This window comes from Pandoraea soli, from assembly GCF_902459595.1.
GTDB classification, from domain to species: Bacteria; Pseudomonadota; Gammaproteobacteria; order Burkholderiales; family Burkholderiaceae; genus Pandoraea; species Pandoraea cepalis.
In genome coordinates, this window is the sequence record NZ_CABPSG010000001.1 from 789706 (window position 1) to 806173 (window position 16468).

At 64.6% G+C, this 16468-nt stretch carries 16 protein-coding genes; 4 read left to right on the forward strand and 12 right to left on the reverse strand.

The window, feature by feature from the left end; genetic code table 11:
• Nucleotides 1–61: 61 nt before the first annotated feature.
• From PSO31014_RS03385 to PSO31014_RS03400, 4 genes are all read right to left on the reverse strand, one after another.
• Nucleotides 62–1573: an amidase gene (locus PSO31014_RS03385; RefSeq protein WP_150550284.1), complete on the reverse strand. Its 1512-nt coding sequence runs from the start codon at nt 1571–1573 to the stop codon at nt 62–64.
• Complete coding sequence (locus tag PSO31014_RS03390) at nt 1554–1877, reverse strand: hypothetical protein (protein ID WP_150550285.1); 324 nt, start codon at nt 1875–1877, stop codon at nt 1554–1556. The genes PSO31014_RS03385 and PSO31014_RS03390 overlap by 20 nt, the downstream gene beginning before the upstream one ends.
• Nucleotides 1878–1989: 112 nt before the next feature.
• On the reverse strand, nt 1990–2499 hold the full coding sequence (locus PSO31014_RS03395) for a MaoC family dehydratase (protein WP_150550286.1): 510 nt from the start codon (nt 2497–2499) through the stop codon (nt 1990–1992).
• 188 nt (nt 2500–2687) lie between these two features.
• Nucleotides 2688–3581: a LysR family transcriptional regulator gene (locus PSO31014_RS03400; protein WP_150550287.1), complete on the reverse strand. Its 894-nt coding sequence runs from the start codon at nt 3579–3581 to the stop codon at nt 2688–2690.
• A 140-nt stretch (nt 3582–3721) separates the two neighbouring features.
• Between PSO31014_RS03400 and PSO31014_RS03405 the strand changes: the two genes are divergently transcribed.
• The 3 genes from PSO31014_RS03405 to PSO31014_RS03415 all read left to right on the forward strand — a co-directional run bounded on the left by PSO31014_RS03405 (nt 3722) and on the right by PSO31014_RS03415 (nt 8073).
• Nucleotides 3722–5476, forward strand: coding sequence for an acyl-CoA dehydrogenase family protein (locus tag PSO31014_RS03405; RefSeq protein WP_150550288.1), 1755 nt, complete (start codon nt 3722–3724; stop codon nt 5474–5476).
• A complete protein-coding gene (locus tag PSO31014_RS03410) occupies nt 5473–6663 on the forward strand; it encodes a CaiB/BaiF CoA transferase family protein (protein ID WP_150550289.1) in 1191 nt (396 codons plus the stop codon). The genes PSO31014_RS03405 and PSO31014_RS03410 overlap by 4 nt, the downstream gene beginning before the upstream one ends.
• A gap of 93 nt (nt 6664–6756) precedes the next feature.
• Entirely contained in the window at nt 6757–8073 is a 1317-nt protein-coding gene (locus tag PSO31014_RS03415; RefSeq protein ID WP_150550290.1) for an MFS transporter, read from the forward strand.
• Nucleotides 8074–8189: 116 nt separating this feature from the next.
• Here the strand turns inward: PSO31014_RS03415 and PSO31014_RS03420 are convergent, their stop codons facing one another.
• Genes PSO31014_RS03420 through PSO31014_RS03455 form a run of 8 tightly spaced genes read right to left on the reverse strand, consistent with a single transcriptional unit; the run spans nt 8190 to nt 15357 of the window.
• Nucleotides 8190–8546, reverse strand: coding sequence for a RidA family protein (locus PSO31014_RS03420; protein WP_150550291.1), 357 nt, complete (start codon nt 8544–8546; stop codon nt 8190–8192).
• Between the two features lie 58 nt (nt 8547–8604).
• On the reverse strand, nt 8605–10038 hold the full coding sequence (locus PSO31014_RS03425; RefSeq protein WP_150550292.1) for an FAD/NAD(P)-dependent oxidoreductase: 1434 nt from the start codon (nt 10036–10038) through the stop codon (nt 8605–8607).
• Nucleotides 10035–10343: a (2Fe-2S)-binding protein gene (locus tag PSO31014_RS03430; protein ID WP_150550293.1), complete on the reverse strand. Its 309-nt coding sequence runs from the start codon at nt 10341–10343 to the stop codon at nt 10035–10037. The genes PSO31014_RS03425 and PSO31014_RS03430 overlap by 4 nt, the downstream gene beginning before the upstream one ends.
• Nucleotides 10321–11424: an NAD(P)/FAD-dependent oxidoreductase gene (locus PSO31014_RS03435; RefSeq protein ID WP_425494843.1), complete on the reverse strand. Its 1104-nt coding sequence runs from the start codon at nt 11422–11424 to the stop codon at nt 10321–10323. Before PSO31014_RS03435 ends, PSO31014_RS03430 begins: the two co-directional genes overlap by 23 nt.
• The gene (locus PSO31014_RS03440) at nt 11425–12240 is read right to left on the reverse strand and encodes an ABC transporter permease (RefSeq protein WP_150550295.1); all 816 of its coding nucleotides are present in this window, start codon (nt 12238–12240) and stop codon (nt 11425–11427) included.
• An 11-nt stretch (nt 12241–12251) separates the two neighbouring features.
• Complete coding sequence (locus PSO31014_RS03445; RefSeq protein WP_150550296.1) at nt 12252–13151, reverse strand: ABC transporter permease; 900 nt, start codon at nt 13149–13151, stop codon at nt 12252–12254.
• 35 nt (nt 13152–13186) lie between these two features.
• Nucleotides 13187–14266: an ABC transporter ATP-binding protein gene (locus PSO31014_RS03450; RefSeq protein WP_150550297.1), complete on the reverse strand. Its 1080-nt coding sequence runs from the start codon at nt 14264–14266 to the stop codon at nt 13187–13189.
• Nucleotides 14267–14289: 23 nt separating this feature from the next.
• On the reverse strand, nt 14290–15357 hold the full coding sequence (locus tag PSO31014_RS03455) for an ABC transporter substrate-binding protein (RefSeq protein WP_150550298.1): 1068 nt from the start codon (nt 15355–15357) through the stop codon (nt 14290–14292).
• A 174-nt stretch (nt 15358–15531) separates the two neighbouring features.
• Here PSO31014_RS03455 and PSO31014_RS03460 point away from each other — a divergent pair, with 174 nt between their 5' ends.
• Nucleotides 15532–16422: a LysR substrate-binding domain-containing protein gene (locus PSO31014_RS03460; protein ID WP_150550299.1), complete on the forward strand. Its 891-nt coding sequence runs from the start codon at nt 15532–15534 to the stop codon at nt 16420–16422.
• Nucleotides 16423–16468: the final 46 nt, after the last annotated feature.

Genomic DNA, 16468 nt, shown 5'->3' on the forward strand with positions numbered 1-16468 from the left:
AACGTGATGCGAGCAAAAATTGACTTGCGGCGAACGATGGCGTCATCGTTCCTGGCTTGCGTTACCGCTTCCTGTCCATCGCCGACTGTGACACTGACGACCCCGCCGAATCACGACGTGCCGGCCTCGCTGCGCGGTCGATCGGCCCAGTACGGTCCACCGATGGCAGGTGCCAGTCTGTCTGTTGTTGCAACTGATGCGCGAGACGCAGCAGCACGTCTTCACGCCAGGCGCGACCGATCAACTGAACCCCGGTCGGCAATCCGTTCTGCGTACGGCCTGCCGGGACGGCAACCGCCGGCAGCCCCAGGTAGTTGATGCCGCGCGTCCAGTACGAAAAATCACCGAAGCGTCGTTCGATCTCGTCCGCATCGCCGTCGAGCGTCTCGGCAATGGTCGGCACCGCATAGGGCAACGTGGGCAGCAGCAGGGCTTGCGCACCTGCCAGATAGCGCTCGACGAAGAACTGTGTGTAGCCGGCACGCAGGCGCAGCGCGTCGACATAACGAGTCGCCGGATACAGGAGGCCGCGCGCCAGACGGCGCAAGACCTGCTCGCCATACTCGTCACGCCGCGCGCGCAGCCATTCACCGTGGATCGAGGCGGCCTCGGCGCCCAGCACCAACGTGGCAAGCGCGCCGGCTTCGCGCAGATCGGGCAGCGGGACTTTGCGAACCGTCGCGCCGCAGGCTTCGAGCGCTTGCGTCACCCGTGCAACGGCGGCACGGATTTCGTCGGAGATCGGTGCCGTGGTGTCGAACTCGGGCACCGCGACGACGTCGCGCTCGCCCAATGGCCGTGCCAACCCGGTCGTGAAATCGCGCGCACCGCTGACCAGGCAATGAGGATCATTGACATCGGGTCCCCAGACGGTTTCGAGCACTGCCGCCGCGTCGGCCGCGGTGCGCGCCAGCACGCCGACACAATCGAGGCTTGGCGACAGCGGCATCACGCCGTAGGTCGAGACGGCGTGCTGGGTCGGCTTGATGCCTGTGACGCCGTTGACGGCGGCGGGAATCCGGACGGAGCCGCCGGTATCGGAGCCGAGCGCGGCGAACGCTAAACCGCGTGCGACGGCCACGCCGCTACCGCTGGACGACCCGCCACTGACGTGATCCGGCGACCAGGCGTTGCGACCATGCCCGAGGTGCGCGTTGAAGCCTGTCGGGCTCATGGCGAATTCGGCCATGTGCAGCGCACCGAGATCGACCGCGCCTGCCACATCGAGGCGCGCGAGTACGGTGGCCGTATGCAACGGTCGATGCCCAGCGAGGATGCGGCTGCCACATTCGCACAGCTCGCCGGCGCGGAAGAACATGTCCTTGTGCGCGAGGGTCGCCCCCAGCACGCGGCTGTTGGGCAGCGTGACGTCGTCACGGATCGCGTTGTCGACGGCGCGCGCCTGGTCGAGCGCTGCGTCGCCACGCAGGCGGACGAAGCCGCCCGTCAGACCGGCGACACCCGCAGCGTCGAGCGCCACGGCTGTTCGTTCAACGCAAGTGGCGTCGGACATCTCGCGGCCCGGAGCCGAGGCCGTTGCAGAGACCGGTGCCTCAACGTGCAGCGTGCGCATCGCATGTCTCCTGCTGGCGCAGCGTGGCGTCGAAGGCGTCGGGCGTCAGCCAGTCGAGCGCGCGAGCTGCGCGGGCGACGGCGTCGGTGATGCCATGTGCGGCGTTGGCAAGGGCGATCGCATGCACTGGGCTCAGCGGCGCCGAGCCGAACTGATCGACCCAGCGCGCGGCGCTGGTCGCGTCGACCCGCCCGGATCCGTCGGTAGGTGGTGTGGAATGGCTTGCGGTCGGGCCGACGTCTCGGGGTTGACCGAGGGCGTCGGGTATCGGCATTGCATCGCCTTGCCGGATGTTGCCTTGCATCCTTGCCTCCATCGCCGTGCCGTCACAGCGAGCCGTGCTGCGGGTGCCGAGCGCATCGGCGCCCTGCGCGTTATATCGATTGAGACGTACCGTGTAACGTGAACTGCGAGGCTCAGTCGCCGACGCCGTGGCCGCGCTTCGGAATCAGCGCGCTGCGCACGAATTCCATGATCTGCACGCCGTTCTGGTTAAAGGCCCGCGTGTGCACGGTGACAATACCTTGCGTGGGACGCGAGCGCGATTCCCGCTTTTCCAGGACTTGCGATTCGGCGTAAAGCGTGTCGCCGCAGAACACCGGAGCGGTGAGCTTGATCTCTTTCCAGCCGAGATTGGCGATGGCCTTGCCGCTCACGTCGTTGACGGTCATGCCGAGCACGATGGCGACGGTCAGCCCGCTATTGACGAGCAGTTGACCGAATTCGCTTTTGGCCGCGTGAGCGGCATCGCAATGCATCGGATGGAAATTCATCGTCAGCAGCGAGAAGTGAATGTTGTCGGCCTCGGTGATGGTGCGCCCGGGGCGGTGCTCATAGATATCGCCAACCTCGAACTCCTCGAGATAGCGCCCGTAGCTCGCACGAATGCGGCGCGTGGTCTCCGCTTGGGGTTGCAGTGCGTCCATGTCTCCCTCCTCCTGAATTCGATCGCTTGGCCGGGTTCGCCGACTTTGTTCGGTGTTTATTACTTTGTACGGACAAAGTATTGGCGAAAGAAAACGCGAAGTCAAGATCATGGGAAACCCCTAGGCGTGGGGTGTTACAAACAGGTCAAGCCGGTTGGTCGTCGCCGATCGGTTTGGGGGGCAGCGATTCAACGTGCCTTTGATCGATCGTCGGTCGTGAGCGCGGCGAGAAAGCGCTCGGTCAGATCCAGTTGGCTGCCGGCGCGCGTCAAACGCAGAATTTGCGAGGAGAACGTGTTTCGCGCGAGCGGGATGAATACGGCCCGCTGAGACCGGGTGCGCGCCAAGGCTTCCGGCACCAGCGCGACCCCCATCTGAAATTCGACCATCGTCACGACCGTTTGCCACAGCCGTGCTTCGTGTCGGATCTGAGGACTGAAACCCGCCTCCACACACGTGGCAATGATCTGGTCGTGGTAATGCGGCGACACCGTGCGCGGGAACAGGATGAACGGCTCGTCCGACAGTTGACGCAAGTCGATGCGCTGCCTCTTCGCCAGCTTGTGATCGACGGGCAGGCAACAAAGAAACGCCTCCGACATCCACACCTGCGTCGCGACCTCGGCGGGGAAGTGTCCCCAGTGGGCAAATCCCAGGTCGATCTGCAACTGCTGCAACGCTCGCACCTGCTCCGCCGTATTCATCTCCTTGAGCACAATCTCCACCGACGAATGCGCCGACTCGAACTGTTGCACGGCTTCCGGTAGCCCCCGGTAGAGCATCGAATTGACGAACCCAATGCGCAGGCGTCCCGCCAGCCCGTGCGCGGACTGCAGCGTGACCTTGGCCACGTCCTCCGCCTGCTGCAACAGCCGCCGGGCTTCGCCCAACAGCACTTGCCCGGCATTGGTCAGCGCCACCGATTTGTTGCTCCGCTCAAGCAGCTTGACGCCGAGTTGCTCCTCAAAGCGGCGAATGTCGAAGCTCAATGCGGGTTGGGAGATGAAGAGGCGACGCGCCGCCCGGCCGAAATGCAACTCCTCCGCGACCGCGACGAAGTATCTGAGCTGCCTCAGTTCCATGATTGCGCCTCAGGATAACGATAAATAGATCTTATCGTACGTGCCATCAATTGTATTGGACGATTATCGGACTGAATCGTACGCTGGCCTCCAAGAAGGTACGGTGCCGAGGCGCCGCACGATAATCCAGGAGACAGTCAATGCTCGAACTTCGGCAAGCGCCCGAGACATCCAACATCCCCGATAGCCGCGGCATCAATTTCTTCCTCAGCGACCCGTCGTTCGGCGCGCTGCTCAAGAGCTACCTGGGCGAGACGGTGTTCCATGGGGTCGCGGACAGACTCGTCGAACTGGGACAACGCGCGTCCGACGAACTCGACGCGTGGGCGACGACTGCCGACCACAATCCGCCCTCGCTTCGCCAGCGCACGCGCCGCGGGGAGGCCATCCAACATATCGAGAAACACCCCGATTACGTCGCGCTCGAACGCGTGGCATACAGCGAACTCGGCCTCGCCTCGATGAGTCATCGCAGCGACGCACCGCCGCCGCTCGTCAAGTACGCGCTCACCTTCCTGTTCGTCCAGGCCGAATTCGGTCTCTGCTGCCCGGTCAGCATGACCGATTCGCTCACGCGCACGTTGCGCAAGTTCGGCGCGAAGGCACTCGTGGACCGCTATCTGCCGAGGCTCGTGTCGCAGGACTTCGACACGCTCTTCCAGGGCGCGATGTTCATGACGGAGCAGGCGGCAGGCTCCGATACCGGTCGCACCGTGACGCGCGCGACCCGCGGCGTCGACGCCCACGGCAATGAGGTGTGGAAGCTGACCGGCGACAAGTGGTTCTGCTCGAACGCCGATGCCGACCTGGCCATGGTCCTCGCCCGTCCGGACGACGCGCCCGAAGGCATGAAGGGACTGGCGCTGTTCCTGCTCCCGAAGGTGCTTGAAGACGGCACGCGCAACCGCTATCAGATCGTTCGGTTGAAAGACAAACTCGGCAGCCGCTCGATGGCAAGCGGCGAAATCGTGCTCGACGGTGCAGAGGCCTATCTCATCGGCGAAGTGGGCCGCGGCTTCCAGCAGATGGCGGACATGATCAACATGTCGCGGCTGTCCAACGGCGTACGTGCGGCGGGCCTGATGCGCCGCGCCCTCACCGAGGCGCTTCATGTGGCAAGGCACCGCTCGGCCTTCGGTCGCAAGCTCATCGAGATGCCGCTGATGCAGCGGCAGTTGCTGAAGATCATGCTGCCGGCGGAACAGGCGCGATCGATGTTCATGCAAATCGCCACGCTCCTTCCCCGCGCCGACCGCGGCGACGTGCTGGCAGCCAAATGCGTGCGCATCCTCACCCCGCTCGTGAAGCTGCGCGCGTGCCGCGACGCTCGCAAGGCCACGGGCGATGCGATGGAAGTGCGTGGTGGCGTGGGTTATATCGAGGAGTGGGCCGACCCGCGACTCGTGCGCGACGCGCATCTGGGATCCATCTGGGAGGGCACGAGCAACATCGTTGCGCTGGACGTGGCACGGGCAACACGGCGTGAAGGTGCGCTGGCGTCGCTCGGCGAGTACCTCCATGCGCTGCTCGACGATGCCGCCTTGCCGCCGGAAACCGTCGCATTGTTGCGCGCCGTGTTCGAGCGCGCCAGCGCCGCGCTCGACAACGTGGCGGAGTGCGGCCGCGACGAGAACGTGCGCGAGGCGGCAAGCGCCGTGTACAACGCGACCTCGGCAGTGTTCATGGCGACGGAAGCGGCGCGCCTCGCCCCCGACTTTCGCCGCCTTGCCCTTGCCCACCTCATCGCCGAACACAAGCTGCTGCCGCGCGACCCGCTCGCGCCCAAGGATGTGCGCGACAACGCTTCGCTGCTTCGTCAGTTGGTCGACGAAACGCCCATGTCCCTCGACGCCGCGATGTCGCTCATGCCCACGCATGAAGGCGGTGCACGATGAGCGCCGCTCGTGTGACCGGCGCCCTTCAGGGACTACGCGTCATCGACCTGAGCCGGGTGTTGGGCGGCCCGTACTGCACGCAGGCGCTCGCTGACCACGGTGCCCAAGTGATCAAGCTCGAACCCCCGGGCGGCGACGAAACGCGCGGCTGGGGCCCTCCCTTCGTCGGCGAGACCGCCTCGTACTTTGTGGGGGTCAACCGGAACAAACAGGGGATTTGCGTCGACCTGTCCCGCGAGGAAGGTCGCGAGGTGCTGTGGCAGCTACTCGACGGCGCCGACGTGCTCGTGGAGAACTTCAAACCCGGCACGCTCGAGCGTTGGGGGATGGAATACGCCAGGCTCTCCGAGCGCTATCCGCGCTTGATTCACTGCGCGATCTCGGGCTTCGGGCCGGACGGCACCCTCGGCGGCCTGCCCGGCTACGACGCGGCCATTCAGGCGATGGCGGGGTTGATGAGCGTGAATGGCGAAAGTGAAGGACCCGCGCTTCGCGTCGGTCTTCCGGTGGTGGACATGGTCACCGGGCTCAATGCGCTGTCGGGCATTCTGCTGGCGCTCGCGGAACGCGAAAAGAGCGGTCGGGGTCAGTCGCTCGATATCGCGCTGTACGACTGTGCGGTCTCGTTGCTGCATCCGCACTTGCCCAACTACTTCGGCAACGGCCGCACGCCACAACGCAGCGGCAATGCTCATCCGAACATCACGCCGTACGACAGCTACCGAACCGCGACCGAGCCCATCTTTCTCGCTGTCGGCAACGACCGGCAGTTCGCGAAGCTGGTGTCGCATCTGAACGCGCCGGAACTCGCAGAAGACGCGCGTTTCGTGGACAACCGCAGTCGTTGCGAACATCGCCGCGAGTTGAAGGAAATCCTGGAAATGCTTCTGCAAGCCCATGCATGCGAGCCGCTCGCGGCCGAGCTGATTCGTGGCGGCGTGCCGTGCGGGCCGGTGCAAACCGTCGATGCCGTCGCCCGGCACCCGCATACGCACCACCGCCAACTGATCGTCGAAATCGGCGCGTATCGCGGCACCGGCACCCCGATCAAGCTCTCGCGAACGCCAGCGACGTATCGCACGCCACCGCCCACCCTCGGCGGCGATACCCGGGCCGTGCTTGACGCGCTCGGTGTCGACGCAACAACGCAGCAGCGTTTGTTTGACGCCGGGGTACTCAAAGGCTGAACGCGCTGACCGATCAACCGAAACACACATTCGAAGCCCCCATTCGAAACAAGCCGGCAATCGAGACCGGCCATCCCTACCTGGAGACATTTCATGCAGAACCACGCTCAGGGCAGCCCGGCGCGTCAGCCGGGCCGTGCCGCCTTCGCCGCTTTCGTCGGCACCACCATCGAATGGTATGACTTCTATATCTATGCGATGGCGTCGGCGCTCATCTTCAACAAGCTTTTCTTCCCGCAAGGCGATCCGTTCTACGCCACGCTGGCATCGTTCGGCACGTTTGCGGTCGGGTTCTTCGCGCGTCCGTTCGGGGGCTTGATCTTTGGCCACATCGGCGACCGGATCGGCCGAAAGAAAGCCTTGGTCGCCACGCTGGCGATCATGGGGATCGGCACGGTCGGCATCGGTTTCTTGCCGACTTACGCGAGCGTCGGGGTACTGGCGCCCACGCTTCTCGTCGTGCTGCGCATCGCCCAGGGCATTGCGATCGGCGGCGAATGGGGCGGCGCGGTGCTGATGGCGGGCGAGCACGCGCCGCAACGCAAGCGCACCTTCCTTGCGTCATTCGCTCAGCTCGGCAGCCCCGCCGGATTGATTCTCGCGCTGCTCGCTTTCAAGACGGTGGGACATCTTCCGCGCGAAACGCTGATGGGCTGGGGCTGGCGTTTGCCCTTCCTGGCCAGCGCGGTACTGCTCGTCATTGGTGTATTCATCCGCGCGAGCGTATCGGAGTCCCCGGAGTTCACGGCAGCCATCGAACGGGAGAAGCCTGCGCGCCTTCCGATCGTCGACGTGTTGCGCAACGCATGGGGCACCGTACTGCTTTGCCTCGGCGCGAACGTGATCGGCGTGGCCGGCGCATGGTTCCTCAACACGTTCATGCTCAGCTTCACCACCCAGACGCTTGGGTTGAGCCGCGAGATGATCCTGGACTGCCTGTTCGTGGTGGCGTTCGTTCACTTCTTCAACCAGCTCTTTTCCGGGTGGATCGCGCAGCGCGTCGGGCCGGTCAAGTTTCTCGCGTGGGCCGCCGGACTCGCGATGCTGTCGCCGTATCCCATGTTCGCCCTGGTGTCGACGGGTCGGCCCGTGGCCATCGTCATCGGCATCGGGATTGCGGTGGTATGCATGTCGGGTTCGTATGCCGTGATGGCTGGGCTCATGACCGAAGCGTTTGACGTACGCTATCGCTACTCCGCCATTTCACTGTCGTACCAGTGCTGCGCGGCGATCGCCGGCGGTCTGACGCCATTGATCGGCACCGTGCTGGCCCACGCGTGGCCCGGACAGTGGTGGCCGCTGGCACTGTTCTACAGCGCCCTTGCCGCCGTGTCGCTGGTTTGCCTGATCGGGCTGCAATGGAAGAAGTCCACGTACTGCGCACCGGCGTCGATGGCGGTGCCGGAATAAACCAAAAGGCCCGCGAACACTGAACTGAACTCAAAGCGTCGGATCCATGTCCGATTCTTTGGGTTCAATTCAACACTCGCGGGCCTTTCGTTCGCACACTGTGCGGTGATCGCCGATTACTTGGCAGCGGCGATCACGGCAATTTCGACGAGCAGATCGGGGGCTGCCAGACGCGCCTCCACCGTGGCGCGCGTCGGCGTGTTGCCCGGGCTCGTCCACGCATCCCACACGGCGTTCATGCCGGCGAAGTCGGCCTCGATGTCCTTCACCCAGACCTGCGCCGAGAGCAGACGCGACTTGTCGATGCCGGCGTCCTTCAGATAGCCATCGATCTTTGCGAGCACTTGTTGCGTCTGCCCGGTGATGTCCTGACTGCGATCGTCCGCGGTCTGGCCGCCGATGTAGACCGTCCCGTTATGCACCACGACACGGCTCATCCGTGCGTTCGTGTGATGGCGTTGAATATCGTTCATTAACTACATCTCCAAAAGAATCAAAAAAGTAGCGGGTGGGCGGCGTGAGCCCCCTCACCTACTTGGGAAAGCCTGCACGTTCGCTCAGGATGTCGGCGCCGTCGACCACGGTGGCCAACTCGCCCAACGTCACCGGCTTGATCGGCGGACGGATGCGATAGTATCCGACCTCCGGCACCGCACAACCCTGCGATTGCGCCAGCAGTTCGGCCACGGTCAAGCCGCAGAACCGGCCTTGACACGGCCCCATGCCGCAACGCGAAAAACTCTTCGTCTGATTCGGACCGACACAGCCCAAGCCCGCCATGCGCCGCACGTCGCCCGCCGTCACCTCCTCGCAGCGGCACACGATGGTGCTGTCGTCGGCCGGTACGCGAAACGCCTCGGCCGGCCGGTACAGCGCATCGAGGAACGGGCGGATCGCCGTATGCGTCGTCAGCTCACGGCGCAGAGACAGCGCGCGCGAGTCGCGCTTCGCGGCGTCGAGCTTGCCGAGCTTCACTGCGACCTGCACGGCAGCGAGTCGTCCCGACGGTTCGGCGGCAAGCGCACCGGCGATACCCGCACCGTCCCCCGCGACGAAAATGCCCGGCAGGCTCGTCTCGCCCCAGGCGTCCGTCTTCGGATGCCAACACAGTTGCGCGTCGTCCCACGCATGCTCGCACCCGATCGAGCGCGTGACCTGCGTGTTCGGAATCACGCCTTGATGCAGTAACACCAGCGACGTGTCGATGCGCTCGGTACGCCCGCCCACGACATACTCGATGCCCTCGACATGCGTGGTTCCAAGCACGCGCAGCGCTTCGACATGTTTGACGTGCTGCACGCCCGCTGCACGAATGGCGCGCAGCAGCTTGAAACCCTTCATCAGATACGACGGCGCACGCAACGCCCCGCCCGCGTGGCGCAATGCCTCGCGACGCCCGCTTGCCTCGGCCGTGTCGAGAATGGCGCGTACCGGCACGCCGGCATTGATGAGCTGCCAGGCAAACAGATAGAGCAACGGGCCGCAGCCGGCGAGCACCGCCGGGGAGCCGGGCACCAGCGCCGACGCCTTGAGCAACGTTTGCGCCGCCCCCACGCCCATCACGCCGGGCAACGTCCAGCCGGGAATCGGGAACGGTCGCTCCTGCGCGCCGCCAGCGAGCACGATGGCGCCGGCTTCGATCTGCAGCGTTCCGCCGCCCGCGCCCTGGCGCGTGACCGACACACGTCTGTCCGCGCCGATCTGCCACGCGAGCGTCTGCGGCCAATAAGCGATACCGGCCGACGTAAAGGCGTCGACGAGCCCACGCCCACGAAGATAGTCCGGCCCGAGCACGCCCGGGTCAGCCAGCGGCGAACGGCTCACGCTGCGATAAATCTGCCCGCCGGGCAAACCATTCTCATCGACGACCAGCGGCTCTAGCCCATGACGCTTCGCTTCGAGCGCCGCCGCCAATCCCGCAGGCCCGGCACCGACGACCAACAAATCCACGACTTTCGTGCTCATTCGACACTCCTCGCACCGTTCATTCGACGCACCTGCATGCCCTCGCGCACCGGTGTCATGCACCCCTGCCGATTGGGCACGCCATCGATCTCGACGAGACAATCGAAGCACACGCCCATCATGCAGAACGGCGCGCGATCGCTGCCGGTGACCGGCGTGGTCCGACACGCTGTCACGCCCACGAAGAGCAGCGCGGCAGCCACATTCATGTCGCTCGGCACGTCGACCGGCGTGCCCTCGATAAACACTTTCACCGTCGCGCCATCCTTGCGCGCCAGCGACTTAAGCAGCGAAACGTTTGGCATAGAAATGATCCAGAAGCGCGGGACGCGGCGCGCCGAGAATCCACGGCGCGAGGGTTTCACAATGTGCAGCGGCGAGCGTCACGCCGCTGTGACAGGTCGCGAGGAACGCGCCCGGACAGGCCTCGGAGGCCTCGTAAATCGGCAGACCGTCGTCCGTCATCACCCGCAACGCCCCCCACGCACGCACCACGCGCACGTTCTTGAGCAGTGGGAACGGCGCAATGCCGCGCCGGGCGATGTCGGCGAGCACGTCGGGCGTCACACCGTCGTTGAATCCCACGTCTTCGGCCGAGTCGCCGAGCATGACCGAGCCCTCGACGGTCTGACGCACGTAGATGGTCGGATAGTCGAGAAACGGCTTGACGCGCTCGGTCACGATGATCTGGCCGCGCAACGGTTTGACCGGCGCGCGCAGTCCCACCATCGGCGCGAGATCGCGATTGCCCAGACCGGCCGCAAGCACGACGCGGCCCGCTTCCAGCGACACATCGCCCATGCTCACGCGAAACGCACTGCCCGTCTGACGAATATCGGTCACGCGCAGGTTCGGCGCATACTCGCCGCCCGCCTGCTCGAACGCGGCGAACAGTGCACGCAGCGTATACAGCGGGCTGACGTGACCGTCGTTCGGCGAATAGATGGCGCCCACCACGTCGGGGCCGATGGCCGGCAGACGCTCGGCAAGCGCCTTGTGATCGAGCACTTCGTACCGGAGGGTCGGTTCGGCTTCCTGCAGCTTGCGCATGTTCTCGACCTTGCTGGCCAGCTCCTCCGGCGTCTGGGCGATGTTGAAGCCGCCGGGCCGCTGAAAGCCGATGGAGACGCCGGTGCGTGCGAACAGCTCGTCGGCCAGGTTCTGCCACAGGTTGGCCGAGTGCAGCGACCAGCGGGCATAGTTCGTGCACGTGCCGCCTTTGCCTTGCACCCAGACCAGCCCGAAGTTGCCGCGTGCGGCACGCAGCGAGTTGTCTTCGCCATCGCACACGACGACGCGTTGCCCGCGCTTGGCAAGCCCGTAGGCAATCGCCATGCCGACGAGGCCGCCGCCGATGACGGCGATATCGTATGTTTTTTGCATGATTTAGTGATTTCCGATCAGAACCTTGTTCAGCCCGTAGACGCGATCGAGGATCAGCATCACGGCCAACGTCAGCCCGATGAGCAGCGTGGAGATGGCGGCCACACTCGGGTCCACCGTCTCGCTCATGTTCATGTAGATGCGCACCGGCAATGTGATCGTGGTGGGCGCCGTCACGAAGATCGTGGCCGTCAGTTCGTCGAAACTGTTGATGAAAGCGAGCACCCAGCCGCCCGCCAGTCCCGGCAGGATCGCCGGTAGCGTGATGCGGCGAAACGTCGTCCAGCGTCCGGCGCCGAGCGAGCGCGCCGCGCGTTCGCCTTCGTCGGCCTGCCCCACGAGCGCCGCCATGATCAGGCGCAGCGCATACGGGAAGATCAGCAGCGCGTGGCAAGCGACGAGGCTCACGAACGAGCCGCCCATGTCCATCAACGTGAACAGCCGCAGGAACGCAATGCCGAGCACCACCGGCGGAATCATCAACGGCGAGAGCAGGAACGAATTGATCGCGTCGCGCCCCGGGAAGCGAAAGCGCGCCAGCCCCATCGCCGCCGGCACGGCCAACACCGTCGACACGGTGGCCGACGTCACGCCCAGCCACAGACTCGTGCGCAGTGCCGACAGAAAGTCTTCATCGTTCATGAGCGACGCGAACCAGCGCACCGAAAAGTGCCGCGTCGGGATGGAAAGGAAGTCGTCCGGCGTGAAAGCGACCAGACACACCACGACCAGCGGCGCGAGGATGAAGACGAGAAATACGACGTGAAACGCGATCGCCCCCACGCCATTGCGGTCGTACCGAGAGTCTTGTTGATTCATCTGCCTTCCCCTCAGCCCAGACGGCGCGTGATGCGCCGCTCGATGGCGCGGTTGTACCCGGTGATGATGGCCACGTTCACGATCAGCAGCACGATGGCAATCGCAGCCCCCAGCGGCCAGTTCAGCGAACCGAGGAACTCGTCGTAAGCGGTGGTCGCCACCACTTTGAGGCGACGGCCCCCGATGAGCGCCGGCGTTGCAAAGGCGCTCGCCGTCAACGCGAAGACGATCAGACTGCCGGAGAGAATGCCCGGCGTGATCTGCGGCAACACCACCCGCCACATGACCGTCGCACGTCCTGCCCCGAGCGAGCGCGCCGCATGCGCGACCGCCGGATCGAGCCGGGTGAGCGATGTCCACACCGAGAGCACCATGAGCGGCACCAGCACATGCACCAGCGCCACCGTGACCGCGCCCATCGTGAAGAGCATCTGCAAGGGATGTCCAATTAGCCCGAGCTTCATGAGCACTACGTTCACCAGCCCCTCGCGGCCCAGCAGGATCGACCAACCCAACGTTCGCACAACGACCGAGATAAGAAGCGGCCCGAGCACGAGCACCAGGCAGAGCGAGCGCCACGGATCGCGCATGCGGAACAGGAAGTACGCTTCGGGCACACCGACCAGCACGCAGAGCAGCGTCACGCCGACCGAGAGCAGCAATGTGCGCAGGAAGATCTCGTAGAAATAACTGTCTGTGAGAATGTCGGCATAGTGCTGCAGCGAGATCGTCGGCAGTATGCCGCCCAGGTTCGCATCGAAGCCACGCAGGCTCAACACGAACGTCAGGACGAGCGGCACCGCGAGCAGCACGAGGAAGAACAGCGTCGCCGGCATGACGAGCGCCCAGGCCGCACGGCGCTGGCTGGCGATCTCCGGCGAGATCGCCGCCGTCGCTTTTATTTCCGACATGGCCGATGCCTCCGGAGGCGTAGACGTCGCAGCATTCATGCGCCCTCCTGCACGAGACGCAAGGCATCGTCGGCCCAATCGAGTCCCACCGCCTCGCCGTCGTTGGCCGCCACCACGCCATCGTTGGACACGAGCACACGCAGCTCGCCCAGGGCCGTCGATACGGTGAGCACCCAATGGTTGCCGTGGAAGCTGCGCTGGCCCACTCGGCCCGCGAGCCGCCCCGCCGTCGCCGACGTCAGGCGAATGCGTTCGGGCCGCAGACTGAATGTCGCCGGGCCGTTACCCCCCGCCGCCGATGCCTGCCCCGCATGCGCGGGCGACACGGCGAGCCGGTGCCCTTGTGCATCGAGCACCGCCACGCCGCCGCGCACATCGAGTTGACCGGAGATGAGATTGGTCTGCCCGATGAAATGCGCGGCGAACGTGGCGCGCGGGTCTTCGTAGACTTCGTGCGGCGTATCGATGCGCACCACACGCCCAGCGTTGAGCAACACCACGCGATCGCTGATCGCGAGCGCCTCGGCCTGGTCGTGCGTCACCATGACGGTGGTCGTACCGACCTTGCGTTGAATCGCGCGCAACTCGTCCTGCATCTGCTCGCGCAACTTGGCGTCGAGATTCGAGAGCGGTTCGTCGAGCAACAGCACGGGCGGTGCGATCACCAGCGCCCGGGCCAACGCCACACGCTGACGCTGGCCGCCTGAGAGTTCGCGCGGATAACGCTGCGCATGCTGGCCGAGATGCACCAGCTCCAGCGCGTCCTGCACGCGGCGCTGCTTCTGCCCGGGGTCCACGCGGCGCATGTCCAGACCGAACGCGACGTTCTGCGCCACGGTCATGTGGGGGAACAGCGCATAGCTCTGGAACACGATCCCGAGTCCGCGCTTTTCCGGCGGCACCGGCGTGAGGTCGCGGCCCTCCAGCAGAATACGGCCGCTGCTCGGGGCGACGAATCCGGCGATCATCTGCAACGTGGTGGTCTTGCCGCAGCCGGACGGGCCCAACAGGGAGATGAATTCGCCCTGTTCAATCGAAAGATCGACGCCCTCGACCGCAACGGTCTCACCGAAGCGCTTGCCGAGTTGCTCGAGACGCAAATATGGGGTGCTCATAACGCTTAGGCTCTCCGTGCGACTTAACGCTCGATCTGACGGTTCCAGCGCTGCGTCCACTCGGCACGCTTCGCATTGACGACATCCCAGTCAACACGAATGAGCTTGTCGATCTGTGCGGGCGACGGCACACGTGCAGCCACCGCCATCGAGAGTTGCGTCTTCTTGTTCGACGGTGCAACACCCGCGCTTTCGGCAAGAATGGCCTGGGCTTCCGGCGAGAGAATCATTTGGACGAACTTCTGCGCCAGCGCTTCGTTGGCGGATTTGTCCACCACGCACATGCCCATGGCAAGCGCCACCGCCCCTTCCTTCGGATACACGAACTCGGCCGGAATGCCCTGTTGGCGCAACGCCTGAACGCGACCGTTGCCCCACACGGCAATGGCGACCTCATCCGATTGGAACAGCTCGGCGATCTTGCCCGGAGACGGATCGAACGACAGCACGTTCGGTGCGATCTTCTCCATCGCGCGGAAGCCCGGTTCGATGTTGCTGTCGCTGCCGCCGTTGATCTTCGATTCGACCAGCAGCCCGTGCAGGCCATACGTGTTCTTGATGCTCGGCATCACGAGCCTGCCCTTGTACTTGGGATCCGACAGGTCCTGCCACGACGTCGGCGCGGGCCAGCCCTTCGCCTGGAACACTCGCGTGTTGTAGGCGATGCCTGTGGCGATCAGGCCGGCCGCCACGGCGTTGCCGCCCTTGAACTTCGCGATGTCGTACAGATCGTGATAGACGGGCGCGTCGGCGAGCTTGCCGCAAAAGCCCATCTGGAGGGCCTGGTACATGGGGCCGTCATCGAGGAAGACGACATCCATGCCGGCCTTGCCTTTCTGCGCCTGCAACTTCGCGAGGTTGGTCGTCGAATCGCCGGGCACGATCACCACCTTCGTGCCGGGGTTCGCCTGCTCGAAACCGGGAATGACGTCCTTTTTCAGCATCTGTTCAAACGAGCCACCGTAAGCGCCGACGTACAACGTGGTGTCGGCGTGGGCAGCGCTGGCGCCGAAAACCGTTCCGGCGACGCCGACCGAAATGGCCGCGGCGCGGGCAAGCTTGCGAAGCGTTTGGGGAACGACAGTCTTCATCGATAAGCTCCTTGCGTGAAGTAGGGTTATGTGATGTTATGGCCCGGCAATTTCAAAAAACCCACAACCTGCTGCGTGGTTTGCGTAGGTTCATTTTCGACGCAAGCACCGTCAAATCACATTTTTTCGCCCGCCCATACATAAATGTTATGGCGTGAGGGGGATGAGGTTCCCATGAAGATCCGGCAGTTGGAGGCATTTCGCGCGCTGATCCTGCGCCAGACGGTCACTCGGGCGGCGGACATGCTTCACGTTTCGCAACCGGCGGTCACACGTCTGATCAACGATCTCGAAGCGGACATAGGGTTTTCCTTATTCGACCGGAGCAACGGCCGACTGAACCCGACGCCCGAAGCGATGGTGCTGTTCGAGGAGGTTGAGCGCTCGTTTGCGGGCATCGATCGTATTGCGCAGACGGCCGAGCAGATCAAGTCGTTGCGGCGCGGATCGCTGCATGTCGCCGGCGCTCCCGCGCTCGCGCTGGAGTTCCTGCCCACCACGATGACGGGGTTCATGCGCGAGCATCCGGGCATCAGCACGACGTTGCTGATTCACGCGTCGAGCATCGTTATCGATATGGTGGTCGGGCGGCGTTGCGATGTCGGGTTCATCGCGCACCCGATCACGCATGCCGGCGTGAACATTGAAACGCTGCACCGCGCCCCCATGCGTTGCATCCTGCCGCACGGACATCGACTCGCGGATCGCGACGTGATCCATCCTGAGGATTTGCGCGGCGAATCGTTCGTGTCGTACCCGAAGGAGTTCGATGGGCGGATGTATATCGACCAGATCTTTGCCGAGCGACGGATCGATCGGGTGATGAGCGCGGAGTCGCAACTGTCCGCGGCGATTTGCGTGCTTGTGCAGCACGGCGCGGGCGTGTCGATCATCGACCAGGTGACGGCCCGTTACGCGGCGGGACGCGTCATCGTCAAACCGTTCGAGCCATCGGTCGTGTCGGGCTTCTCGCTGGTCACGTCGAACCAGCACCCGCCCTCGCAACTCGCGAAGGCCTTCGTCGAGTTCACGAAACAGCGCATGATCGAAGCGTTCGGCGATTGAGGGGTGACAGGCATGTGCGGTTTGTCGGTCGACATACCCTCTCGAA